The 23200-nt window shown below is 69.8% G+C and carries 18 protein-coding genes; 9 read left to right on the top strand and 9 right to left on the bottom strand.

Features of this window, described 5'->3' with window-relative positions; genetic code table 11:
* Window positions 1–448: 448 nt before the first annotated feature.
* Window positions 449–2131: an ABC-F family ATP-binding cassette domain-containing protein gene (locus tag ACG83_RS01390; RefSeq protein WP_054564337.1), complete on the bottom strand. Its 1683-nt coding sequence runs from the start codon at window positions 2129–2131 to the stop codon at window positions 449–451.
* 513 nt (window positions 2132–2644) lie between these two features.
* Here ACG83_RS01390 and ACG83_RS01385 point away from each other — a divergent pair.
* Window positions 2645–3898 (top strand): ABC transporter substrate-binding protein, encoded by a 1254-nt coding sequence (locus ACG83_RS01385; RefSeq protein ID WP_054564336.1) that lies wholly within the window; start codon window positions 2645–2647, stop codon window positions 3896–3898.
* A 330-nt stretch (window positions 3899–4228) separates the two neighbouring features.
* Entirely contained in the window at window positions 4229–5230 is a 1002-nt protein-coding gene (locus ACG83_RS01380) for an SPFH domain-containing protein (RefSeq protein WP_054564335.1), read from the top strand.
* Window positions 5231–5335: 105 nt separating this feature from the next.
* On the opposite strand, the gene ACG83_RS01375 is transcribed toward ACG83_RS01380, so the two are convergent.
* The 3 genes from ACG83_RS01375 to ACG83_RS01365 form a co-directional block, all read right to left on the bottom strand.
* Window positions 5336–7756, bottom strand: coding sequence for an excinuclease ABC subunit UvrA (locus ACG83_RS01375; RefSeq protein WP_054564334.1), 2421 nt, complete (start codon window positions 7754–7756; stop codon window positions 5336–5338).
* A 69-nt stretch (window positions 7757–7825) separates the two neighbouring features.
* On the bottom strand, window positions 7826–8236 hold the full coding sequence (locus ACG83_RS01370) for a VOC family protein (protein ID WP_054565335.1): 411 nt from the start codon (window positions 8234–8236) through the stop codon (window positions 7826–7828).
* Between the two features lie 5 nt (window positions 8237–8241).
* Complete coding sequence (locus ACG83_RS01365; protein ID WP_054564333.1) at window positions 8242–8784, bottom strand: helix-turn-helix transcriptional regulator; 543 nt, start codon at window positions 8782–8784, stop codon at window positions 8242–8244.
* A gap of 1022 nt (window positions 8785–9806) precedes the next feature.
* Here ACG83_RS01365 and ACG83_RS01360 point away from each other — a divergent pair.
* Both ACG83_RS01360 and ACG83_RS01355 read left to right on the top strand, forming a co-directional pair.
* Window positions 9807–10178 carry a hypothetical protein gene (locus ACG83_RS01360; RefSeq protein WP_198955425.1) on the top strand — a complete coding sequence of 124 codons (372 nt, stop codon included), beginning with the start codon at window positions 9807–9809 and terminating at the stop codon, window positions 10176–10178.
* Window positions 10154–10675: a hypothetical protein gene (locus ACG83_RS01355; RefSeq protein WP_063792962.1), complete on the top strand. Its 522-nt coding sequence runs from the start codon at window positions 10154–10156 to the stop codon at window positions 10673–10675. The genes ACG83_RS01360 and ACG83_RS01355 overlap by 25 nt, the downstream gene beginning before the upstream one ends.
* Window positions 10676–10821: 146 nt before the next feature.
* Here the strand turns inward: ACG83_RS01355 and ACG83_RS01350 are convergent, their stop codons facing one another.
* Genes ACG83_RS01350 through ACG83_RS01335 form a run of 4 tightly spaced genes read right to left on the bottom strand, consistent with a single transcriptional unit; the run spans window position 10822 to window position 14569 of the window.
* Window positions 10822–11649 carry an ABC transporter ATP-binding protein gene (locus tag ACG83_RS01350; RefSeq protein ID WP_235497502.1) on the bottom strand — a complete coding sequence of 276 codons (828 nt, stop codon included), beginning with the start codon at window positions 11647–11649 and terminating at the stop codon, window positions 10822–10824.
* Entirely contained in the window at window positions 11646–12587 is a 942-nt protein-coding gene (locus ACG83_RS01345) for an ABC transporter permease (RefSeq protein WP_083472959.1), read from the bottom strand. The genes ACG83_RS01350 and ACG83_RS01345 overlap by 4 nt, the downstream gene beginning before the upstream one ends.
* Complete coding sequence (locus ACG83_RS01340; RefSeq protein WP_235497500.1) at window positions 12584–13678, bottom strand: ABC transporter substrate-binding protein; 1095 nt, start codon at window positions 13676–13678, stop codon at window positions 12584–12586. The genes ACG83_RS01345 and ACG83_RS01340 overlap by 4 nt, the downstream gene beginning before the upstream one ends.
* A gap of 36 nt (window positions 13679–13714) precedes the next feature.
* Complete coding sequence (locus ACG83_RS01335; RefSeq protein ID WP_054564330.1) at window positions 13715–14569, bottom strand: TauD/TfdA family dioxygenase; 855 nt, start codon at window positions 14567–14569, stop codon at window positions 13715–13717.
* A gap of 195 nt (window positions 14570–14764) precedes the next feature.
* On the opposite strand from ACG83_RS01335, the gene ACG83_RS01330 reads away from it, so the two are divergent.
* Window positions 14765–15754 carry a helix-turn-helix domain-containing protein gene (locus ACG83_RS01330; protein ID WP_054564329.1) on the top strand — a complete coding sequence of 330 codons (990 nt, stop codon included), beginning with the start codon at window positions 14765–14767 and terminating at the stop codon, window positions 15752–15754.
* A gap of 144 nt (window positions 15755–15898) precedes the next feature.
* Entirely contained in the window at window positions 15899–16603 is a 705-nt protein-coding gene (locus tag ACG83_RS01325) for a Crp/Fnr family transcriptional regulator (protein WP_054564328.1), read from the top strand.
* An 85-nt stretch (window positions 16604–16688) separates the two neighbouring features.
* Here ACG83_RS01325 and ACG83_RS01320 read toward each other — a convergent pair whose 3' ends face one another.
* Window positions 16689–19835, bottom strand: coding sequence for an NB-ARC domain-containing protein (locus ACG83_RS01320; protein ID WP_083472957.1), 3147 nt, complete (start codon window positions 19833–19835; stop codon window positions 16689–16691).
* A 238-nt stretch (window positions 19836–20073) separates the two neighbouring features.
* Between ACG83_RS01320 and ACG83_RS01315 the strand changes: the two genes are divergently transcribed.
* The 3 genes from ACG83_RS01315 (at window position 20074) to ACG83_RS01305 (ending at window position 23052) form a co-directional block, all read left to right on the top strand.
* Window positions 20074–21066: a beta-ribofuranosylaminobenzene 5'-phosphate synthase family protein gene (locus tag ACG83_RS01315; RefSeq protein WP_054564326.1), complete on the top strand. Its 993-nt coding sequence runs from the start codon at window positions 20074–20076 to the stop codon at window positions 21064–21066.
* Window positions 21050–21649 (top strand): hypothetical protein, encoded by a 600-nt coding sequence (locus ACG83_RS01310; protein WP_131830961.1) that lies wholly within the window; start codon window positions 21050–21052, stop codon window positions 21647–21649. Before ACG83_RS01315 ends, ACG83_RS01310 begins: the two co-directional genes overlap by 17 nt.
* A gap of 194 nt (window positions 21650–21843) precedes the next feature.
* A complete protein-coding gene (locus ACG83_RS01305; protein ID WP_054564324.1) occupies window positions 21844–23052 on the top strand; it encodes an amidohydrolase family protein in 1209 nt (402 codons plus the stop codon).
* Window positions 23053–23200: the final 148 nt, after the last annotated feature.

Here is a 23200-nt window from a genome sequence, read left to right as displayed (position 1 = left end):
GGCATACGGATCGCGGCGCCGCGGCGTGCCGACCGGCGTTGCCGCAGGCGCGCCCGTGCCCGTGTCCGCGGGCTGCAGGCCCGCGTCCGTGCCCGCTTCCGCATTCGTGGACTGCGCGCCCGGCCTGGCGTTCTCTCCCGGGGCCTGATCGGTCATACCGATGTTCCTCGTTTCGTCGCGTACGCAGTTTTCGGTGCGGTGCGGAAAATGGCGCGCGTCAGATCTCCGCGTGACGTGAGGTGCCCGCCCGCGCAGGAAAACGCCTACTTAGCTGAGAAAGAAGATCCGCGCTGGGCGGATTGGTATCGCTGAAATATCAGCGCGCACTGATCAAGCCGGTGTCAGTGGCGACACAGACAGCTGGTGACGTGAACATGCTCCACCATGCACCGCGCGGACGACGTCACCCCGATCACGTTTACCACTATCTTGGTAGACAAGTGGCCTGTCAAGCGCCCCCGGGCTCCGACAGCACGCCCTGCTCGAGATGCAGCCAGCGGTTCACGCCGATCCGGGCCAGGAACCGTTCGTCATGGCTGACCACCACGAACGCGCCCTGGTAGGCGTTCAGCGCGGCCTCGAGCTGGCCGATGCTGACCAGGTCGAGGTTGTTGGTCGGCTCGTCGAGCAGCAGCAGGTGTGGAGCCGGCTCGCCGAACAGGACGCAGGCCAGCGTGGCCCGCAGGCGTTCCCCGCCGGACAGCGCCCCTACCGGCCGGTCGGCACCGCCGGCGCGGAACCGGAAGCGTGCCAGCAGATGCATGCGCTCCGACGGCGGCATCTCCGGGGCGGACGCGGCCAGGTTCTGCGCGACGGTGCGGTCGAGGTCGAGCAGGTCGAGCCGCTGGGAGAGGTACGCGACCCGGCCGTCAGCCGCCCTGATCCGGCCGCCGGAAGGCTTGGCCTGCCCGCCGACCAACCGCAGAAGCGTGGACTTTCCTGACCCGTTCGGGCCGGTCAACGCGATGCGTTCCGGACCCCGGATCGTCAGATCAACACCGCCGCCGTGAACGCCGCTCCCGCCCTCGCCGCCGACGTCGCCGAAGACGGCCGTCTCGCCGTACCGGACCTGCAGGCCTTCGCCGGCGAACACCGTCCGCCCGGCGGGCACCCGGGTGGCGGGCAGGTCGAGCACGATCGGCCGGTCGTCGCGCAGCGCCTCCTCGGCACGGTCCAACCTGGCCTGCGCCTGTCCGACCCGCTCGGTGTGGGCTTCCTGGGCCCGTCCCGCCGACTCCTGCGCCCGCCGTTTCAAGCCCCCGGCGACGATCTTCGGGATACCGGCGTCGGGCAGTTTCCGCGCGGCGTTGCCAGCCCGGCGCGCCGCCCGTTCCCGGGCCTGCTGCCTGTCCCGCTTCTCCCGCCGCAGTTCCTGCTCGGCACCGCGGACCTCACGTTCGGCAGCGGCCTGACGCAGCTGGACGGCCTCTTCGTAGGCGGTGAAGTTTCCGCCGTACGACCGGACGTCGCCGTGGTCGAGCTCGACGATGCGATCCATCCGGTCCAGCAGGGCACGGTCGTGGCTGACCAGCAGCAGGCAGCCGGCCCAGGCGTCGACGACGTCGTACAGCCGGCGCCGCGCGGCGAGGTCCAGGTTGTTGGTGGGCTCGTCGAGCAGCAGTACGTCCGGACGCCTCAGCAGCTGCGCGACCAGGCCGACAGACACGATCTGGCCACCGCTGAGCGTGCGCAGCGACTGGTCGAAGGTCAGCGCGCCGAGGCCCAGTCGGTCGAGTTCGGCGTGGGTGCGCTCCTCGACGTCCCAGTCGTTACCGATCGTGGTGAAGTTCTCCTCGCTGGCGTCACCGGCCTCGACGGCGCGTAGCGCACGGATCGCCGGGGCGACCCCGAGGACCTCGGCCACCGTCAGGGTGTCCGTCCGGTGGTCTGCCAGCGGAAGGAACTGCGGCAGGTAGCCGAGCAGGCCGGTGACGGTCACGCTGCCGCCGGTCGGCCGCAGCTCGCCGGCGACCAGGCGGAGCAGCGTGCTCTTGCCGGCCCCGTTCGGGGCGACGAGCCCGGTACGGCCGGCACCGGCGGTGAGGGAGAGGCCCTGGAAGACGGGGGTGTCGTCCGGCCAGGAGAAGGACAGGTTGGAACAGACGACGGCGGTGTCGGCTACGACGGACATGCGGAAGAAGACCTCGGCTCATGGCGTGACGTGGCTGCCCGCATGGCACGCCTGCGCGCGTGGCGCGGCTGCTCAGCGGCAGAGGGCAGGACGACTCATCGGCCCGGGCGGTGCCGCTGTCGCGCACCGGCCGGCAGGCCGAACATCACCGGGATCAGCCGGAGATGTCGTCGTCGCCCTCCATGTCGCCTCCATCGAGCTGGGGAGTCTGCCCGGACACCATAGCCCGCCTCGCCGGGCCGCGGAAACCGGTTTTCGGCCGGGCCTCGCTGGCCCGGCTCCGGCCAGGGCCGTTCCTTAAGTTTCGCTTGTGAAGCGGACCGCTGGTCCGTACCGTAGCCGTGCATCCAGGCCGGGAGATCCGTTTCGACGGATCGACCGCCTGGCCAGGCGATTCGGCCGTCCGACCGTGAGATGGGGGACACCTACATGCAGGAGCTGGCGATCAGGCGCGAGCCCGGCGGCGGAGCAGGGGGAGCGAGGCAGCGGCGGTCACCGCGACGGAGCGCGGGAGTGCGCTTAGCGGCGTTAGGAGCGTTGGGCGCCCTGTCCGCGAGCCTCCTGCTCGGGGCCTGCGGCGGCGACGAGGACTCTGACAGCCCGGCGCCGGCCGGCACCGCCGCTGCCGCGCAGGCGCTTGGGCCGGTGGCCCAGGCCAAGGGCGAACCGGTCAAGATCGGCGTGATCTCGGACGGTCAGAGCCCCGCCGCGGACCTGTCCTACGAGTTCAAGGTCGCCGACGCGACCGTCCAGTACCTCAACGAGCACCGCTCCGGCATCGCGGGCCGGCCCATCGAGGTCGTGCAGTGCGAGGCACAGGCCGACCCGGCCAAGGCCACCGACTGCGCCAACCAGATGATCGAGAAGGACGTCGTCGCCGTCGTCGTCGGTTCGTCCGGCGCCGGGGAGCAGATCTGGGAGCCGCTGCACGCGGCGAAGGTGCCGGTGATGTTCTACACCGCGAACGGCGCCGGCTCGCTGGGTGACAAGGATTCGACCTTCATCCTGAGCGACCAGTTCTTCCCGTTGGTCACGCTGCCGGTCCAGGTCGCCAAGGACGCGGGTGCCAAGAAGGTCACCGTCGTCGCGATCGACCTGCCGGTCACCACCGGCCTCTACCAGGTGACCAGGCCCGCGTTCGAGAAGCAGGGCATCGCGCTCGACGTCGTCCAGATCCCGGCCGGCACCGCCGACATGACGCCGCAGATGCAGCGCATCGTCGACGGCGACCCCGGGATCGTGCAGGTCGTCGGCAGCGACGCGTTCTGCATCAGCGCGTTCAACGGGCTGCGTGCCGTCGGGTACGACGGCCCCCTCGCGGCCATCGCGCACTGCATCACGGACGCGACTCGTGCCGCTGTGCCCGGCGACTTCCTCAAGGGCATGACGATCACCGCGACCGCCCCGATCGGCTCGGACGACCCGGCGATCGCCGTCTTCAACGCCGTGGTCGACACCTACGGCAAGGGCAAGAGCATCGATGTCACCGAGGCCGGCGCGGCCGCGATGTTCATCACCCTGTCGGCCTTCCACGCCGGGCTTGAGGGCCTGACCGGCGACATCACGCCGGCTACCGTCACCGCCGCTCTCAAGGGCATGCCGGAGAAGGACCTGCCGGGTGCGACCGGGCTGCGGTTCCGGTGCAACGGCAAGGCCTACCCGACCAGCCCGGCCGAATGTTCCCGCGGTGGCCTGCTCACGACGCTGGACGCCAAGGGCAAGCCCACCACCTACAAGCCGGTCGGCGTCACCCCGATCGAGGACTGAGGCGAGCGCGCCGGTGCGTTCGGCGTGCCGGCGCGCCGCACTCCAGCGTGGCGCCGCGGGTGGTACACAGCCGCGGCAGCGCCACGCTCAGCGTCCGGGCGGACGTCGCGGGCCGCCCGGACGCCGCCAGCGGATGCGCGGGAAACCTTCTGAGGCTCGGCAGGCAGGCGGGAACGGCCTCCGTGGAGGCGGGCTTCTGGCGTCGAAACGGAGTCGGGTGCCTGACAATGGAACGCGCTTCTGGCGGGTGGTGCGAACTGATATTCATGTTGCACCATTTGCTTTGCGATTCGACGGTCCGTCGATTCGCGTCCGGCTCGAGGAGCCTGAATGCGCTTCCGGTCCTGGCGATCCCGCGCGGGAATCGCCGTCCTCGCCCTGCTCGGCATCTATCTGCTGGTCCTCGGGTTCAGCGCGCTGGGCTCCTTCGACCGTACGAACGGTGGCGAGGTGGCCGTCGTGCGCAACGGAGGCCCACTCGACAACCACCGGATCCGGCAGGTCATTGCGCCGGCATCCGGACGGGTCTGGGTCGGCCTCTACTCCGACGTGCACAAGTACCCTGCCCAGCAGCGCTTCTACACGATCACTGCGAACGAGGGGCAGGGTGACCGGCCTGACCACGAGGTCGTCCGGGTGCCGTCGAAGGACGGCGTCGAAATGGGTATCGAGGGGACGCTGTATTTCTCCCTCAACACCGACCCGGACGTCCTGCGGACGTTCGACGACAAGTTCGGGACCCGTAAGTTCCGGCTGCTCTCCGACGGCAAGCAGTACGCGCCCTATGATGGTGACAACGGCTGGTCCGCCTTCCTGGACACGATCATCCGGCCGGTCATCGACAACGACCTGCGTGAGCAGATAAACACCTTCGACTGCGCCCAGCTGGTCTCCTCGTGCGCGTTGGTGCAGCTCGGAGCGAACCAGGCCGTGAACCCGGACTCCGTCACCGGAACCACGCCCACCGGGCCGGTGGAATCGTCCAACGGGAACATTGCCGCGGTGCAGAAGGCGATCAACGAGTCGCTCGCCCGCGATCTGGAGTCGACCCTGGGTGAGGCGTTCCTGGTCGACCTGAAGTTCAATCTTGTTCGGATCACCCTGCCGGCCCAGGTGCAGGAGGCGGTGAACAAGGCGCAGGCGGCGTTCGCCGGTGTGAGCGAGGCCCAGGCCCGCGTCGCCCAGGCCCGCGCCGACGCCGAGGCGAACAAGATCCATCAGTCCGGTTACGCGGCCTGCCCGGCGTGCGCGGCCATCGACGAGCTCAAGGCCATCCCGCCGAACGTGACGACGTTCGCTCCGGGAGCGGGCTTCGCGATCACTTCGCCCTGACGGACCCTGACAAACCCTGACGGATCCGGCCGGACCCGGCCTTGGCTGTGCTGTGCTTTGCCTGCTGGACCAGGCGCGGCCAAGGCCTGGTCCAGCAGGCACAGATCAGGTGCTGATGTAGGCCGCGAGGTGTTCGCCGGTGAGGGTGGAGCGGGCGGCGACGAGGTCGGCCGGGGTGCCCTCGAAGACGACGCGGCCGCCGTCGTGGCCGGCGCCGGGGCCGAGATCGATGATCCAGTCCGCGTGCGCCATGACAGCCTGGTGATGCTCGATGACGATGACCGACCGGCCCGCGTCGACGAGCCGGTCGAGCAGGCCCAGCAGCTGCTCGACGTCGGCCAGGTGCAGGCCGGTGGTCGGCTCGTCGAGGACGTAGACGCCGCCGTCGGTGGCCATCTGGGTGGCCAGCCGCAACCGTTGCCGCTCACCGCCGGACAGGGTGGTGAGCGGCTGGCCGAGGCTCAGGTAGCCCAGGCCGACGTCGCCGAGCCGCGTCAGGATCCGGTGCGCGGCCGGGGTCCGTGCCTCGCCGGCGCCGAAGAACTCGGTGGCCTCCGCCACCGGCATCGCGAGCACCTCGCTGATGTCGCGGCCGCCGAGATGGTGCTCCAGCACGGACGCCTGGTAGCGCCGCCCCTCGCACTCCTCGCAGAGGCTGGCGACGCCGGCCATCATCCCCAGGTCGGTGTAAACGACGCCGACGCCGTTGCAGGTGGGGCAGGCACCCTCGGAGTTGGCGCTGAACAGCGCCGGCTTCACCCCGTTGGCCTTGGCGAACGCCTTGCGGATCGGGTCGAGCAGCCCGGTGTACGTCGCCGGGTTGCTGCGGCGGGAGCCGCGGATCGCGCTCTGGTCGATCGACACCACCCCCGCTCCGGGCGGGATCGACCCGTGCACGAGTGAGCTCTTGCCGGAACCGGCGACGCCGGTGACGACGACCAGCACGCCGAGCGGGATGTCGACGTCCACGTCACGCAGGTTGTGCGTCGCCGCGCCGCGGATCGGCAGCTGGCCGGTGGGTGTGCGCACCGAGTCCTTGAGCACGGTGCGGTCGTCGAGGTGGCGGCCGGTGACGGTGTCGCTGGCGCGCAGCTCGTCGAGGGTGCCCTCGAAGCAGACGCTGCCGCCCGCCGAACCCGCGCCGGGGCCGAGGTCGACGACGTGGTCGGCGATGGCGATCGTCTCCGGCTTGTGCTCGACGACAAGCACCGTGTTGCCCTTGTCGCGCAGCCGCAGCAGCAGCTGGTTCATCCGCTCGATGTCATGCGGGTGCAGGCCGATGGTCGGCTCGTCGAAGACGTAGGTGACGTCGGTGAGTGAGGAGCCGAGATGGCGGATCATCTTGACCCGCTGCGCCTCACCGCCGGACAGCGTGCCCGATGGCCGGTCGAGGGAGAGGTAGCCCAGCCCGATCTCCACGAACGCGTCGAGGGCGTGCGCCAGCGCCGCGAGCAGCGGCGCCACCGACGGCTCGTCGAGGCCGCGGACCCAGTCGGCCAGGTCGCTGATCTGCATCGCGCAGGCGTCGGCGATGCTGATCCCGCCGGACCCGTCCGCGCCACCGGACCTGCCGATCCGGGACGACCGGGCTGCCTCGCCCAGGCGGGTGCCGTCGCACTCGGGGCAGGTGGTGAAGGTGACGGCCCGTTCCACGAACGCGCGGACGTGCGGCTGCAGGGAGTCGACGTCCTTGGCGAGGAACGACTTCTGGATGCGGGGGACCAGCCCCTCGTAGGTCAGGTTGATGTTGTCGACCTTGATGCGGCGGGCCTCGCCGTACAGGAACTCCTCGCGTTGCCTCTTGGTGAACCTGGCGATCGGGACGTCCGCGGGAACCACCGCGGCGAAGATGCGCCCGTACCAGCCGTCGGCGCTGAAGCCCGGGACGGTGATCGCCCCCTCGGCCAGCGTCTTCGTTTCGTCGAAGAGCTGGGTGAGGTCGATGTCGGTGACCGCGCCCCGCCCCTCACACCTTGGGCACATGCCGCCGGCGCGGGTGAATGTCTTCGTCACCGTCCTGCTGTTACCGCGCTCGACCGTCATCGCACCGCTCGCCCGGACGGACGGCACGTTGAACGAGTACGCGTTCGGCGGCCCGGCATGTGGCTGCCCGAGCCGGCTGAACAGGATGCGCAGCATGGCGCCCGTGTCGGTGGCGGTGCCGACGGTGGAACGGGGGTCGGCGCCCATCCGCTGCTGGTCGACGATGATCGCGGTCGTCAGGCCTTCGAGGACGTCCACCTCGGGACGGGCCACCGTCGGCATGAAACCCTGGACGAAGGCGCTGTACGTCTCGTTGATCATCCGCTGTGACTCGGCGGCGATCGTGCCGAACACCAGCGAGCTCTTGCCCGAGCCGGAGACCCCGGTGAACACCGTGAGCCTGCGTTTCGGGATCTCGACGCTGACATCCTTGAGGTTGTTCACCCGCGCGCCCTGCACGCGGATCAGATCATGGCTGTCGGCGGCGTGCGGCGCGGGTTCAGGTGCGGGCGAGGACGTTTCTGATCTCGCGGCCGTGGTCAACGTGCCTCCAAACAGAGCTGGGCGTGCAGGGCGTGCGTCGCGGGACTTCTCGTCGGTCAGCTTCGTCTGTCAGCGGACCTCGTTGACGCGGACCATGTTGCCCGCGGGGTCGCGCACGGCGAAGTCGCGCACCCCGTACGGCTGCTCGGTCGGCTCCTGGACGATCTCGACATCGCCGGACTGCAGCCGCTCGAAGGCGCCGTCCAGATCCTTGGTGGCCAGAACGATCATGGCGTAGGTGCCCTTCGCCATCATCTCGTGGACGACGCGGCGCTCGTCGTCGGTGACCCCCGGGTCGACGACCGGCGGGTGCAGCACGATCGAGGTGCCCGGCTGGCCCGCGGGGCCGACGGTGATCCAGCGCATCGTGCCACCGCCGACGTCGTTGCGGACCTCGAAGCCGAGGACGTCACGGTAGAACGCGAGCGAGGCCTCCGGGTCGGTGTGCGGAAGGAAGGTGGAGTGAATGCTGATGTCCATGGCCGTCACGCTAGGCGCGGCTCCGTGACCTGCGCTTCTCGATTCCTGACCGGTCTGCTCCGGACGGGCCTGCTCACCTGCTTCGCGACGCACGGCAGCAGGCCCGCGATCTCCGCGGTCGGTGTGTCCGCGACCGGTGTGCCTGTGACCGGTGTGCTCGTGGCCGCCGCGCCTGCGGCTTCGATCCGTGACCTCGCCTCCGCCTCGGCGGCCTGACGCCGGTAGACGCTCGGCGGCACCCCGACCAGCTCGGTGAACCTGGTGCTGAAAGTGCCCAGTGACGAGCACCCGACCGCGAAGCAGACGTCGGTGACGCTGAGATCACCACGGCGCAGCAGTGCCATGGCGCGTTCGATGCGCCGGGTCATCAGGTAGGCGTACGGAGCCTCCCCGTAGGCAAGGCGGAACTGGCGGCTGAGGTGCCCGGCCGACATGTGCACGCCGCGGGCGAGCGCCTCGACGTCCAGCGGCTGCGCGTACTCCCGGTCGATCCGGTCGCGTACGCGCCGCAGTCGCGCAAGGTCACGGAGCCGCTCCATCTCGCGCATCTGCTGCGCTGCGGTGGGTCTGCTCGTCACCCCCGAAATCGTGCCACGTCCGGCTGGCGTTACCTAGCGTCCGGTCCTCCGGCCGGTCCTCGATGCCGGAGCTGGGTTCGCCCCGGGTCGCCCCCCGCCCGGCGCAGGCCCCGCCCGGCGCAGGCCCCGCCCGGTCCGGCCCGGCTTCAGTGCCCGCGTCAGGCGAGGGCTCCTCGCCTGACGGCAGCCTGCATGGCCGATCTTTCGGAGGGATCTGACAGTACCGGCCAGCTCTCGGTGTCCGCGCGTTCGTCGCGTTCCCGCGCCTAAACGGCCCCTTGTGGTCTCTTCCCCGTGGAATCTCGACATCCATGTCGGTTCAGGTTCCGCAAGTCTTCGAGTGGCAGTTTTTCGGGAAGATATAGCGAGCTGAGGTAACGGTTTCGTGTCGCGTTCTTGGTCTGTCGGACGCGGATTTTCGCCCGTTCCACGGCCTGTAGGCCTCGCGGGCAGCTCTGAAGGTGCTGGTAGTGGCGGTGCGGTGGTTTCGTCGGCCATTGACGTGCCGCTGCGGGACCGGTGACCGGGGCGGATGGGGCGTCTGTGGCAGGGTGCGGTCCGACTTGCGGGTTCGCGATACGCCTTTGATCCGTCCAATGGATAGATCTGATTCAGGTTTCAGACGCTCATGTCACTTTGTTGGGCAGGGTCGTGGTCGGCAGGTCGCGAGGTGCCTGTGTGCGCGAGAAAGGAGCTGTCGACGCGGCCCTGACCGGTGGGTGACAGCAGTGGGCGGTCGCGCGCGGTGGCCGCACGGCGGGGGCGGTGGGGATGGTGGGGCGGTGGGGAAGGTGGACCCCGCCCCGGCGGACGGATGACGGAAGACAGTGACGGATGGACGGCGGACGGAGGATGGACGGCGAACCGGCGGGCAGGTGGCGGACAGATGTCGTGAACGGGTGGGTGGATGGCGAGGGGAAAGGCCGCACGGCGGACGGATGGGGCATTGGGCGCTAGAATCGCGGCTGCGCGGAAGCGGGGGGAATCGGCTGGTGAACGAGAGGGAGGGCGCCTTTCACGGCGTGCGGCTCGACATCTGTCGTCGAGCCTGGAAGGAAGCCGGTTACCGGGCCGGCTATTTCCTTCAGATGGTCGAGGGCGTCGGTGGCCTGGCGGCGGCCAGCAGGCCGATTGGGAATGCTCGGCCCGCTGAGGGGTTCACCGTGCTCTGGGAGCGAGGCAGGCTCGACCTGACCGTGGCGGCCGCCGTGCTGGATCCGCGATTCTCCTGTCTCTTCTACGATGACGAGCTCGACGCGGCGAGGGACCGTCTGCGGCAGAACGGCTTTCGCGTTGACGCCCGACCGGGGCGTTCGACACGCTATCGACAGGGGGCCTGGTGCACGTCGTTCGTCTCTACCTGAAGCTGCTTCTCGGGATGGGTCTGCCATTCGGTCTGTTGGCCGGTCTGGAATCCGGCGAGGTGCAGGTCGGGCTGCTGGCAGGGCTGTTCTTCGGGGTGTTCATGTCGGTTGTGTTCGGCAGTATCACTCTGTACAGGTATCGGGGGCTGGGTAGAGATTTCTCACCGCGGGTCACGTCGGTTGTCCGCGTCCCCGCGGACCCCGCGGTGGTGCACCGGCGGGTGCTGGAAATCCTTCCTGTTCTGTCGGCGCGGGTCGTCGCCGACGACGGCGTGCATGTGGTGGCGCGTACGCGGGCGAACATGCAGTCCTGGGGCGAGCGAATCACGGTGGACGTCCATCCGAGCGCGGACGACACCGAGGTGACGATCCGCAGCGTCCCGCGTCTGCGGGGGACACTCGTCGACTATGGCCGGGGCCGCCGCAACGTCGACGAACTGGTCCGGGCTCTGGGTACCGACCTCACCGGCCACGTCGGCGCTGCCAGGCCGGCCTGAGCGCGGCCTACGCCGCGGAGCGCGGGACGACGCGGCCGTCGATGGTGTGTCCAGACCTGCGCGCCCCTTCCCGCCGGCCCACGCGCTGGCGGGTCGAGTCAGGTGGGCCGGCACGCGGCTTGGTCGGGTGTGGGGCTGAAAAGGGATCAGTGCTCGTGGACGCCGAGCTCGGCGAGTAGCAGCCGGTGGAACTCGGCGAAGCCGGGGTCGCCCACGGAGCGGGGCCGGGGCAGGTCGATGCGGCGGTCGAGGGAGATCTGCCCGTCGGTGAGGACGACAACGCGGTCGGCGAGCACGATGGCCTCGTCGACGTCATGGGTGACCAGCAGGACGGCCGGGCGGTGCCGGGCGCACAGATCGCCGATGAGCTGGCGCATCCTGATGCGGGTCAGGGCGTCGAGGGCGGCGAACGGCTCGTCGAGCAGCAGCAGCTGCGGTTCCCGGACGAGCGCGCGGGCCAGTGCCACCCGCTGGGCCTGGCCGCCGGAGAGAGTGGCCGGCCAGGCGTTCTCCCAGTCCTCCAGACCGACCTCGGCGAGTGCGGCCCGGGCGGCGGCCCGACCGCTTCGCCCGCCGCGGCGCCCGACGACGACGTTGCGCCAGACCCGCTGCGACGGCACCAGCCGGGGTTCCTGGAAGACCACGGTGCGGGTCGGGGGAACCCAGACGCTGCCGCTGTCGGCGGCTTCGAGGCCGGCGAGGATGCGCAGCAGTGTGGTCTTTCCGCTCCCGCTGGCGCCGAGCAGCGCGACGAACTCGCCGGCGTGGATGTCGAGGCCGATCCCGTCGAGGACGGGGCGGGCGAACGTCTTGCGCACGTCCCGGACCCGCACGGTCAGCTGTTCCTCGGCCGCAGCCGAGGCCGCGGCCGACGGTGCCACCGAAGCCGAAGCCGAAGCCGAGGCCGAGGCCGAGGCCCGGTCTGAGGCCGAGGCCCGGTCTGAGGCCGAGGTCGGGTCTGAGGTGACGGTCATCTGGCGGCCACTCCTCGGTGCCAGGGCATGAGGACCTTCTCCAGGACGCGGACGATGAGGTCGGACAGCAGGCCGAGGATCGCGTAGATCGCCAGCACCACGACCAGGATGTCCACCTGCTGCAGCGACTGCGCCTGGTACATGAGGTAGCCGAGGCCGGCGCTGGAGTTGATCTGTTCGGCGGCGATCAGGGCGAGCACGGAGACACCCAGGCAGAACCGCAGGCCGGTGAGGATGGACGGCAGCGCCAGCGGGATGATCACCTTGGCGACCAGGCGGGCACCGCGCAGGCCGAAGACGTCCATCGCCTCGATGACGCGCCGGTCGACGTTGCGGACGCCGTTGTAGGTGTTCAGGTACATCGGGAACAGCGTGGCCAGCGAGATCAGCAGCACCTTCGGCGTGTCACCGATGCCGAGCCAGACGATGAACAGCGGCACCACCGCGAGGAACGGGATGGTGCGCAGCATCTGCATGGTCGCGTCGAGCAGCTCCTCGCCGATGCGCCACAGGCCGGCGACCGCGCCGAACAGCAGGCCGAGGCTGCCGCCGATGAGCGCGCCGCGCAGCGACAGGCTCAGCGAGACCCACAGCTGGTGGAACAGGTGGTCCTCGCTGACCAGGTCGCCGAACGTCCTGACGACCTCCGGCGGGGAGACGAGGACGTTGGCGGAGATCCAGCCCGTCTCCGTTCCCCACCACCACAGGCCGAACAGCGCCAGTGGCAGCAGCGCCCGCAGGACGAGCGTGAGGCCCCGGCCATGCCCGCGCCTCCTGGCCGCGCGCGGCTGGACGAGCCCGGGAGCCGGAGCGGCGTCCGACGCTGGGGCGTGTGTGTCGGAGAGCTTTGTGGCGGGGGAGGGCTTTGTGATTGTGGCGGGGGCCGGTGGTGGTGCGGGGGTGGCAGAGGCCACCCCCGCGACGGGCAGATCGGTCATGACTTGCCTGAGGTGGCTTCTGTGATGACTGGGTTGTAGCGGTCGTCGAAGACCTTCGCGGCGTCGACGGTCGACTTCAGCACGCCCTGCTCGGTGAAGAAGTCGGCCTCGGACTGGTGGGCGTCGATGATGGCGCTGTCGATCGGCACGTACCTGAACGGCGCGAGGGTGACGATCTTCCTGGCGATCGCGTCGTCGACCTTGTAGATCGGCTTGACGATCTCGGCGGCCTTGTCCGGGTTGGCGTTGTACCAGTCCTGGGACCTGGCGACCCGGCCGAGGAAGTCGCCGAGGGCGGCGCTGGTCTTCGGGTCGGACAGCGCTCCGTCGCGGGCGACGAGATAGTTGAACCCGGGCAGCAGACCCGCGCCGGAGATGAGGACCCGGTCCTGGCCCTTGGCCAGGGTGGTGACCAGCGGCGCCCCGCCGCTGCCGGAGACGTCGACGTCGCCCCGGTCGTAGGCGGCCTGCGCACCCTGCTGGATGTTGACCAGCTCTACGTCCTTCGTCGTCAGGCCGGCCTTCTCCAGCACCCTGCCGATGAGGTACTGCGACACCGTGCCCTGCGAGTTCAGGATCTTCTTGCCCCTGAGGTCGGCGATGGTGCGGATCGGGGAGTCGTTCTTGACGATCAGGGCGAAGTTGTACTTCGCCGGATCGCTGATCTTCGAGACCCCGACGACCTTCACCGGGCTGTTCGCCGCCTGGGCGAAGACGACCGGCGTCTCGCCCATCATGCCCAGGTCGACGTCGCCGCCGGTCTCCGCCGCGATGACCGCGGGGCCGCCCTGGAACTGGCTCCACTCGACCTTGTACGGGGCGTCGTCGAGCACGCCGGCTGCCTCGAGCTGCGACTTGAGGATGTTGTACTGGTCGCCGACGTGCAGCGTGACACCGGTGAGGTCGACGGCGGCGGCACTGGCACCGGCGGAGGCGGCTGGTGCCGTCGCGTCGGACGTCGCCTCGGTTTCGTCGTCGCTCCCGCAGGCGGCCGCGAACAGTGCCACCAGGGCGACCAGCATGGCGAGCAGCGGGAGTCGGGCGCGGCGGGCGCGGAGGGACCGGCGTCCGCCGGGAAACTCAGTAGTCACAGCAGTTCTTTCGGTGAATGTGTGGATGGTTGTCCGTCAGCTGTTGACGGCGAACTCGTTGATGGTCACGCGCTGGAGTGGCCGGGGGGCGTCGCCGAAGTCGATCGAGGCCCGGTGCAGCACCGTGCGGTTGTCCCAGAAGGCGATGTCGCCGGGGCTCCACCTGAACCGCGCGACGTACTCGGTGCGCGAGACGTGCGCGGCGAGCAGGTCGAGGATGCCCTTGCTCTCCGTCTCGGTCAGGCCCTTGATCCGCCGGGCGAAGCCGGTCACGGCGAACAGCGTCCGGCGCCCCGTCTCCGGGTGCACCCGCACCAGCGGATGCTCGACCGGGCGGGCCGCCCAGGAGAGGATCTGGTTGCGCGTTGCCTCGTCGACGTTCGGGCCCCACGCCCAGTCCTGGAAGTTGTCGGCGTAGTGGATCACCGTGAGGTCGTCCACGAGCGTGCGAACCGGCTCGGAGAGGTCGTTGTAGGCGGCCTCGAGGTCGAGGAACAGCGTGTCGCCGCCCACCGGCGGGATCACCGGGAGGGTCAGCAGCGTCGCGAACGGCGGCTCCGGCAGGAAGGCCATGTCGGAGTGCCAGCCCTCGGCGCGGGTGCGGATGCTCTGCTGCATCAGCCACTCGAAGTCGGGGTAGCCGCCGGCGAGCTCCTGGATGGGGTGCGGCGTCAGGTCGCCGAAGTGCTCCGCGAACCGGCCCTGCTGCTCCAGGTCGAGGTGCTGGCCACGCAGGAAGATCGCCTTGTGGTCGAGCAGGGCCTGGCGGACGAACGCGACGGTCGCGGGGTCGAGCGGTCGGCTGGCGTCGACGCCGTGCACGACCGCGCCGATCGTGGGGTGGATGGGCTCGACTCGGAGCAGGGTGGTGGGAGCCTCGATCGTGGTCACGTCAGCCCTCCGCGGGGTCCGTCGATTCGCCGGATAATTTCGATCGGATTGGTGAAGTAGCGTGTTGCAATATCGCAACTCGCTTCCTCGTCTGTCAAGGCTGTCCGCCAACGCTGGTAGTGAGCCGGTAGGCGACCGAGGCGACTCGGGCAGACTGTCGGGTGTCGACCACGCCATGGCCCTGAGTGAGGAGCGATGACGGCGCGCAACACAGCTCTCCCCGCCGACACCCGTAGTGATCGGGTGTCACCACCGACGCGACGGGTGATCCGCATCCTGGAGCTTCTCGGCGCCCACCCGGACCGCTCGTGGACCCTCGCGGAGGTTGCCCGGGAGCTCGGCCTCGTCCCGAGCACGGCGCTGGCGATCCTCAATGAGCTGCGTCACTCGGCGCTGGTGGTCCGGGACGAATCCGACAAGAGCTACACCCCGGGCCCCGCGCTCCTCGCCCTCGGCAAGGCCGCGGACGCCAGGTTCCCGGCCCTGCGCGCGCTCGCCCACCAGCTCGAACCGCTCAGCTGGTCACTCGGCTACGGGTGCTCGATCCACATGCGCGACCATGACGAGCTCGTCATGGCGCACCGTTTCGGCCCGTCGGAGCGCTTCGTCGAAGCGGTGATCGGCGTCCGGTACCCCTTCGCGCCTCCGTTCGGCCTGCTGATCACCGCTTGGGCGTCGGACGAGGACCTCGCGGCCTGGCAGGCCCGCACACCGCGGGCCGCGCGGCACCTGGACCTGCCCGAGCTGCTGGCCCACACTCGGCGTCGCGGCTTCGGCGTCGAAGGGATCGGCCTGCTCACGCCGAGCGCGATCCTCTCGATGATCGCCGATCTGGATGGCGACGTCGCAACCCAACCGGGTCGCGTGTCCGAGCGTTTCACCGAGCCCGGGCCCGACCCCACCGGCAGCGACCCCACCGGCAGCGAGCCCGCTGCTGGCGGCTTGGAGGACATCCAGTACGGCTACGGGGCGATCGCCGAGGATCAGTCGTATGTCGTCGGCCTGATCGGCGCGCCGGTGTTCGACAGCTCGGCGCGGACCCGGTTCATCGTCTTCCTGCATCTGGGCGGCGAGGCACTCACCGGCGCACTGATCAACACCATCGGCGCGGAGCTGGCCGCGCGGACGGCGGAGGCCACTCGTCGTCTGCACGGTGTGTTCCCGTCCGGCTATCCCGGTACGTGAGGCAGGTGCGGCGGGTCCGGCGCACCGCCGGCGGACCCGTGGAGGAAAGGGCGATACGGTCATCTACCGTGAGTAGGAGCTGCCCGTGGCCCGGCGCGGTGCCAACCCTGCGCGATACCAGCAAGACGGTGCGCAGGTACCGGAATGGCTGACCTCGACAGCGCCGAATGGTCGTCCGGCACACTGCTCGCGCAGTTGTCGCCGGTGGCGCGGGCCCGTGTGGTTCAGCTCGGCGTTCCCCGGACCTACCAGCCGGACGAGGTGCTGCTCGCCGAGGGCGAACGCACAACACACATGATTCTTCTGCTCGGCGGCTTCGTGCGAGTCACGAAACGCGGGTTCGAAGGGCGTTCGTCTCTGATCGACATGCGCGGCGCCGGGGACACGATCGGCGAACTGGCGGCCAAGGACGGACTTCCGCGGTCGGCGACCGTCACCGCTGCGGAGCGCGTCTGGGCCCGGCAGTTCTCGCGCGAGGCCTATTTCGGCCTGCGTCGGGACGTCGATTTCATGACGGCGCTGGACGCCACCGACGGCCACCGGAACCGCTATCACGGCAGGCGGGCGCTGGACAGCAAGGAGGCCGAGCCAACCAGGTTCGCGCGAGTGCTCGCGGAGCTGGCCGTCACCTACGGAATCCGTGACGGCCGCGGATGCGTCCTTCCGCCGCCGTTCGTCGTGGCCGACCTCGCCGAGCTGAGCGGAATGAGCCGTCCGGCGGCGCAGCGGATTCTGCGAGACCTGGAACTGCGCCGGCTGGTGGAACTGGACGATCCGCAGCTGCGGGTCCCGCATCTTGGCCGGTTGGGTGAGGTTGCCTACCCCGGTCAGGAGATCCCGGTCTGGTAAACGGCCTCGCCAGCCTCGCCAGCCTCGCCAGCCTCGCCAGCCTCGCCAGCCACCGAGGGTTTGGTCTGCTGGCACGGGAAACATGTCAAGGCCACCACCTCTGAACCTGGTGAAGCGACTCGCGCGCCCGACGGACGAGTGTCTGTGGGTCGTGCGCGAGGACGGCAGGCAGAACCGCCGTGACACTGCGCCGATCCACCTGCGCGGCACTGCGCAATGCCGTTCGCCAGAGGGCGGGGGCCGGTGAGGCGCCGCTTCGGCACGCCGCCAACGCGATCGCGGTGAGCGCGTGAACGCGGGAGAACGGGTCGTCGATCGCCGCGGCGGCCGCCACCGCCCGCGCCAGCAGATCGCCGGTCAGATAAGGCGCAATCGCCCCGAGCGCACGTGCGCGCGAGTACGGATCATCGACAGCGGCCGCGGCATCAACCGCCCTTGCCAGCAGTGGTCGGCGCTCGTCCGCGGTCAGCTGCGCGGCAAGTTCCCCCAACATCTCCGCACGGAAGTACGGGGCCTTGATCGCTGATGCGGCAGTCTCGGCCGCCTCGACAGCTCGCCGCAGCTCGTTTTCGCTGTCCGGTGCGGCGTTCATCCTGCTGGGTATCTGGTCGCCGTCCAGGCGCGTAACCGGGGGAAACGGAACCTCGGATGTCGGCGCCGTCCCGGTCGAGGGCAGGCATTCGGCCAGGTCCGCCAGTGCCCGAGCGCGAGACGCCGGGTCGTCGATGGTGGTGGCGGCGGTGGCGGCGCGGGTGAGGAGGTTGGTGGGTAGGTGCGGGGTGATGACGGTGAGGGCGCGGGTGCGGGAGTAGGGGTCGTCGATGGCGCTGGCGGCGTCGACTGCCTGTTCGAGCAGCAGCAGGCGTTCGTCGGACGGGAACCGCGAGGCCACCTCGGCGAGCGCCGCGGCCTTCGCCGGGGGGTCCAGCGAGGCGGCCCGGCTGGCGGTCTGTCGCACAAGATCCAGAGTTAGATGCTCGGCGAGGCCTGCCAGTACCCGAGTCTGTGCATGTTGGTCGTCGATTGTCAGCGCACTGTCGATTGCCTGGGAATAGATCGGCCTGGCCTCGGCGGCGGGCAGGCACCGCGCCAGGTACGCGAGAGCGCGGGTACGGGGAACCGGGTCGATGCCGGCGGCGGACCGCACGGCGCGTCGGACCACCAGGGCGCGTTCGTCCGCCGTGAGGCGCACGGCCACGTCGGCGAGTACCTGGACTCGGCGTCTTGGATCCTCGATGGTGATCGCGGCGTCGACCATGTGCAGGAGGAACTCGGCCGGCAGGCGGACTGACAGGGCACCGAGCGCGTCTGCCCGGGCATACGGGTCCTCGATCGAGGCCGCCGCGCCGAGGGCCTGCTGTACCAGCGCCCGGCGCTCGTCGAAGGGCACCTCTACGACCAGACCGCCCAACGTCTCGGCCATGGATGCGGCGTCGGGGTTTGTCAGCGCGTACGCCAGGGCACGTGACACCGGCCAGAGCCCGTCCGCGACCAGGCGCACCAGCAGCGTCGGTGGGATGTTCGCCGCGATGCTCGCGATGGAGCCGGTGATCAATGCGTAGGTGATCTCGCCTGCGATTCCGCCGCCGCCTCGGCCCGCAGTAAACGCCGCGTCGGTCTCGCTTTCCACGTCTGCCCAGGCGGCGCGGATGTCGCCGAGATAGTCGCCGGTTCGCCCGAGGCTCTCGTGGGTGGCGTACCAGGCATTCTCCACGCCGCCGGTGCCGGTGTCCCACTGGATTGTCAACAGCTGTTCTACCAGGTCGCGGCGGCCGGTACCGAGAAGATGAATTACCAGGGCTCCGACGCCGTACTGGTCCACCAGGTCGAGCCGGGCGAAATCCCGCAACCCGGGGAGCGCCTGCGCCAGGCCGCCCCAACGGTTGACAAGAATGTCCGCCATCACGCCGTGCAGTTCGGCGAGCCGAGACCCGGACAGGCCCGAGCGTGCGTAGTCGAAAAGCAGATCGTGTACCCCGACCGTATCCGCACGCGGATCGATCTGCACCAGACAACGGCGGGCGAACATGCGTAGTAGGTCATCGGCGTCCAGGTCATCCATCCTGCCGGTGACCTGCCAGAGCTGGACGACCACGGCTGCGGGCACCGGCCCGCGGCCGGCGAAGACCGCCAGCTCGCGGAATCTCTCGGCTGTCTCCCTGGGTAGCGCGGTGATGCCGGCGTCCAACGCGGCGAGTAGGTCAGGATGCGGATAGTCGGCGAAACGCCCTGCCAGGCGGCCGAGGTCCGCACGCCGCAGTCGTTCGGCGACGTTCGCCCAGGGCCGGCCCTCGGCGACCATGCCACCGACCAGCGCCAAGGCCAGCACCAGACCCCCACAGTGGGCCAGGATGTCCGCCGCCTCGGCGGGTAGCTCACTCTCCGGGTAGTCGGCGTAGGCGGTGAGCACCCGCCAGGCGGTGTCCGGGGCCACCGGTCCCACCTCGAACACCGTGCTGTCGGTGAACAGCGCGTCCCGGTTCCGGCTGGTTACCAACAGCCTCGAGGCGCCGGAGAGCGGCAGCGCGCGAAGGACGTCGACCCGCCAGACGTTGTCGGCGACGACCAGGCAGGCTCTTCCGGCCAACAGCCGGCGTAGCCGTTCAGATCCCTCCGGAACGGTGAGTAGTGGTGCCATATCGCCGAAGGCGGCCAGGACCGCGGCCACGACGGCCGCCGTATCCGGCAGCGCGCTTACGTCGACCCAGACAATTCCGTCTGGGAACGTTGCCCGCACAGCCGGGTCGTGGACCACCGCCCGTGCAAGAGTCGACTTGCCCGAGCCACCCATGCCCACCAGGCCGACGACCGCTCCGGCTGACGGGTCGGCCAACAGATCACGCACCGCGGTGACTGCGTCGTCTCTGGCCACGAAGCGTGCCGGCAAGGTAGGCAGAAGTCCTGCGTCCGGGCGGATTCCGCTCGCTGCAAGCCAGGGCCGGTTCTCGGTGGTGGCTCCGCCGGCGAAAGCGGGATTCGCCGGGTACCGCGCCCGCGCGACGGCGAGTAGCCGCTCACGTCCATCCGCGATCACGCCGGCCCGCAGCAGGCCGTTCACCTCCCACCAGAACTCCTGGGCGGAGCCATGCCACGGGGGCTGCCGCTGAGCAGGCAGACCTGCCTCTTCCAGAAGGTGGCGGGCAGGTCTTGGATCGGCGAAGCAGCCCGCCAGCGCGCGGAGCTCCGATTCCTCCAGAGGGCCTGTAGGTGAGCCCTGGCTCTCGCCTTCCATCACGAAAGCATCTCATCGCTGGTCAGCCTGGGCGAAAGCGCCGCCATGAATGTTGTGCGCGGCCGGGTGGTCGACCTGGCTGCGGTGCGGCCGAGGAAATTTATTCGTCTGCTCCCGTTCTTCAGGTAGCTCCGACTAGCATGGTCGGTGTTGGTCAGGGTGCGGGTGGGCCGAGCTCGCGCACGGACGCGGCGTCGGAGGGTGCGGGCCCTTGCTCCCGAGCGCGGTTATTCCGGGCATGGTGGTCACGGTCGAGGCGCCGACGCGTATTCACTTCGGCCTTCTCCAGATGTCCCGGACGTATGCCACGGCCTATATGGGCCTCGGTGGCGCGCTGAGCGAACCGTCGTGGTCACTCCGTATCGCGGCGTCCAGCGCGGGTGACCGGTTCGACGATCTTCCGGTGGAACTCGTCGACTATGCCCGCAGAGTGTGTCGGGCGCTGCGCGCACTGACAGATTTTCCGCCGGTCAGCGTCCGGGCCCGGAAAACCGTGCCGCCGCACGTCGGCCTTGGAGCGAAGACCAGCTTCGGCTGCGCTCTCCTGGCGGGCCTGGTGGAGTTTCTCGCGCTCCCCGGAGGCTGGCCGCGGTATCGGCACGTCCTGGGGCGTGGTGGGGCCAGCGGCATCGGCATTCACAGCGCGGTGAGCGGCGGCATGATCCTCGACGCCGGTCACATCCTGCGGCCGGGGGACACGCTGCTGCCCAGCAGTGCCCGACCGGGAGAGACGCCTCCGCCAGTCGTCGCTCGCTGGGACGTGGGCTTCCTGCCCCCGGTGGTCGTGGCCCGCCCGAGCGGGCTGCAAGGTCTGCACGGGCCGGCTGAGCACGCCTTCTTCCGCGAGCGGTTGCCGTTACCCGAGGCGGAGGTCCGGGAGGTCGCCGCGGTGGCGCTCTACGAACTCGTTCCCGCGCTCACGAGACAGGACGCACGTGCGTTCGCCGACGGGCTTACGCACCTGCAGGGCGTTGGTTTCAAGCAGGCCGAGTGGGAGCTGCAGCCGGATCCCGTGCTGGCGCTGCGCGCGGCAGCGACCAGCCACGGAGCCACCGCCGTCGCTCTGTCCAGCCTCGGCCCGACCCTGGTCGTCTTCGCCGATGACCCGCACCGCCTGGCTGACTCCCTGCGAACCCTGGACAACGTGGAGGCGTCCGTCTCCTCGTTCGCGGCGCATGGTGCGCGGGTCCGGGCCTGTGAAGGCGACGGTGTGGATGACTACGAGAGCTGAACGCGCCGATGAGAGCCAACGGCCAGGTGCGTTGGCGGACGGCGCTGTTCCGGCTCGAGTGACGGTCGTGCTGGTCGGCCGATCCGGCGTGGGCAAGTCGACCACGGCCAACGTGCTCGCGGAGCTCACCGGGCGAGCCCTGGTTGAGGTGGGGGACGTCGTGCGCAGCGGCGCGGTCCAGGCCGGCCGCAGCCCTCTGGACCACGCCCGGCAGGTGATCGGCTCGGGGGACGAGACCCATTTCGTACGTCGTGCCATCGACGAGGTACGCAGGCGCGGGCCCAGCGTGATCGTGGGGCCGCGCCTGCCTGCGGAGCTGGCCTACCTGCGCAGGGAGCTTCCACCGGTGCTCGCGATCGGTCTGTTGCTTCCGACCGCGCAGAGGTGGGCCAGGATCGCGCGCCGGTCCAGCGCCTTCGATCCCGCCGCGCAGGCGGTCCGGGACGAGATCGAGGAGAACTGGGGGCTCGCGCGGACGTTGGCGGACTGCGACTGGCGGATCTCCACGGTCGGTAGCCCTCGTGCGGTGGTGGTGGAGTGTCTGCGGCACTGGAGCCGCTTCGGCGCGAGTGCCGCGATCTGACGGATCAGGCGGGGTGTGGCGAGCGCGCGAACCGTCGGCGCTGGCTGCCGCTGGTGGGCGGCTCGGGTGTGGCGAAGGCGGAACCGGTCGTCCGGGACGTGATGGAGCGGCTAGGATCAAAAGTGAGCGTTTACGTACTACTGCTGACGCCGCTGCACCGCTGACGTGACGACGGCGAGAACCAGGAGCTCACGATGCCGAGGCCGAACTGGCAGCTGCTTGGGGACCCCGAACCGCAGGAGCGCAGCTACTCGATCGTCTCCGTCGATGATCACCTCACCGAGCCGGCCGACGTCTTCGTCGGGCGGTTCCCGGCGAAGCTGCGTGAGTGGGCACCCCAGGTGATCACGACCCCCGACGGCTCGGAGGCCTGGCTCTACCGCGACCGGCTCTACCGCGACAACGGGATGAGCGTCGTCGCCGGGCGCCCGAAGTCGCAGTGGACTCTCGACCCGCTGAACTTCGACGAGATGCGCCGGTCGGCGTGGGACGTCCATGCCCGGGTCAAGGACATGGATCTCGACGGCATCTGGGCGTCGCTGTGCTTCCCGTCCGGGGCGTGGGGTTTCACCGGCCGGGTGCTGTCGATGAACAACGACACCGAGGTCGGGCTCGCCGCGATCCGGGCCTGGAACAGCTGGATGATCGAGGAGTGGCACGGCGCGTACCCGGAGCGCTTCATCCCGATGCAGCTGCCCTGGCTGAAGGATCCGAAGATCGCCGCCGAGGAGATCCGGCGCAACGCCGAGCTCGGCTTCACGTCGGTGTCGTTCCTGGAGTCCCCGCACCTGCTCAAGCTGCCGCCGATCACGAACCACGCGCACTGGGAGCCGTTCTTCAAGGCGTGCGAGGAGACCGACACGGTCATCTCGCTGCACTGCGGGGCGAGCGGCTTCGTCCTGCAGGGCTCGCCCGGTGGCGGGCTGAACGTGCAGACGTCGCTGTTCCCGGCCGGCGCGTACTGCGCGGCCATCGACTGGGTGTGGGCGGGTATCCCGGCGCTGTACCCGAACCTCAAGATCGCATTGAGCGAGGGCGGCATCGGGTGGGTGCCGATGGCCATCAACCGCCTCGACTACGTGGTGGAGCACTCCGGCGGTGGCGGCACACCGTGGACGTATGACCTGACGCCGAGTGAGGTACTGCGCCGCAACTTCTACTTCTGCATGCTGGACGACCCCGGCACCCTCGACCAGCGGCACATGATCGGGATCGACCACATCCTGTTCGAGACGGACTTCCCGCACGCCGACTCGACCTGGCCGAACTCGCAGGACCTGCTGCGCAAGCGCTTCGCGGACCTGCCGCGGCACGAGGCCGTGCTGATCGCCGGTGGCAACGCCGCCAGGCTGTTCCGCCACCCGCTGCCCACCGGTGACGACTGGCCGGCCCTCCTCCCGTAGCTCGTAGCCGGTCGCTCACGCCCACGCCCACGGCCACGGTCGCGGCCGTGGGCGCCTCAGTCGCCCGAACCGTTTCCTGAAGGGGTGTGAGGAAACGGTTCGGGTGCCCTGTACGCGAATGAGAACCTGTTCTAGTCTGTCGGGGTGT

This window comes from Frankia sp. R43 (assembly GCF_001306465.1).
In the GTDB taxonomy this organism is placed as follows: Bacteria; Actinomycetota; Actinomycetes; order Frankiales; family Frankiaceae; genus Parafrankia; species Parafrankia irregularis.
Note: the sequence above shows the minus strand (reverse complement) of the source record. Positions and strands in the feature narration are given on the sequence as shown.

What these genes read in the sequence shown, in the direction of transcription:
- ACG83_RS01390 (WP_054564337.1), bottom strand. Translation starts at nt 2,131, where the DNA reads ATGTCCGTCGTAGCCGACACCGCCGTCGTCTGTTCCAACCTGTCCTTC.
- ACG83_RS01380 (WP_054564335.1), top strand. Translation starts at nt 4,229, where the DNA reads ATGCGCTTCCGGTCCTGGCGATCCCGCGCGGGAATCGCCGTCCTCGCC.
- ACG83_RS01370 (WP_054565335.1), bottom strand. Translation starts at nt 8,236, where the DNA reads ATGGACATCAGCATTCACTCCACCTTCCTTCCGCACACCGACCCGGAG.
- ACG83_RS01365 (WP_054564333.1), bottom strand. Translation starts at nt 8,784, where the DNA reads ATGCGCGAGATGGAGCGGCTCCGTGACCTTGCGCGACTGCGGCGCGTA.
- ACG83_RS01350 (WP_235497502.1), bottom strand. Translation starts at nt 11,649, where the DNA reads ATGACCGTCACCTCAGACCCGACCTCGGCCTCAGACCGGGCCTCGGCC.
- ACG83_RS01345 (WP_083472959.1), bottom strand. Translation starts at nt 12,587, where the DNA reads ATGACCGATCTGCCCGTCGCGGGGGTGGCCTCTGCCACCCCCGCACCA.
- ACG83_RS01330 (WP_054564329.1), top strand. Translation starts at nt 14,765, where the DNA reads ATGACGGCGCGCAACACAGCTCTCCCCGCCGACACCCGTAGTGATCGG.
- ACG83_RS01325 (WP_054564328.1), top strand. Translation starts at nt 15,899, where the DNA reads ATGGCTGACCTCGACAGCGCCGAATGGTCGTCCGGCACACTGCTCGCG.
- ACG83_RS01320 (WP_083472957.1), bottom strand. Translation starts at nt 19,835, where the DNA reads ATGGAAGGCGAGAGCCAGGGCTCACCTACAGGCCCTCTGGAGGAATCG.
- ACG83_RS01315 (WP_054564326.1), top strand. Translation starts at nt 20,074, where the DNA reads ATGGTGGTCACGGTCGAGGCGCCGACGCGTATTCACTTCGGCCTTCTC.
- ACG83_RS01310 (WP_131830961.1), top strand. Translation starts at nt 21,050, where the DNA reads ATGACTACGAGAGCTGAACGCGCCGATGAGAGCCAACGGCCAGGTGCG.
- ACG83_RS01305 (WP_054564324.1), top strand. Translation starts at nt 21,844, where the DNA reads ATGCCGAGGCCGAACTGGCAGCTGCTTGGGGACCCCGAACCGCAGGAG.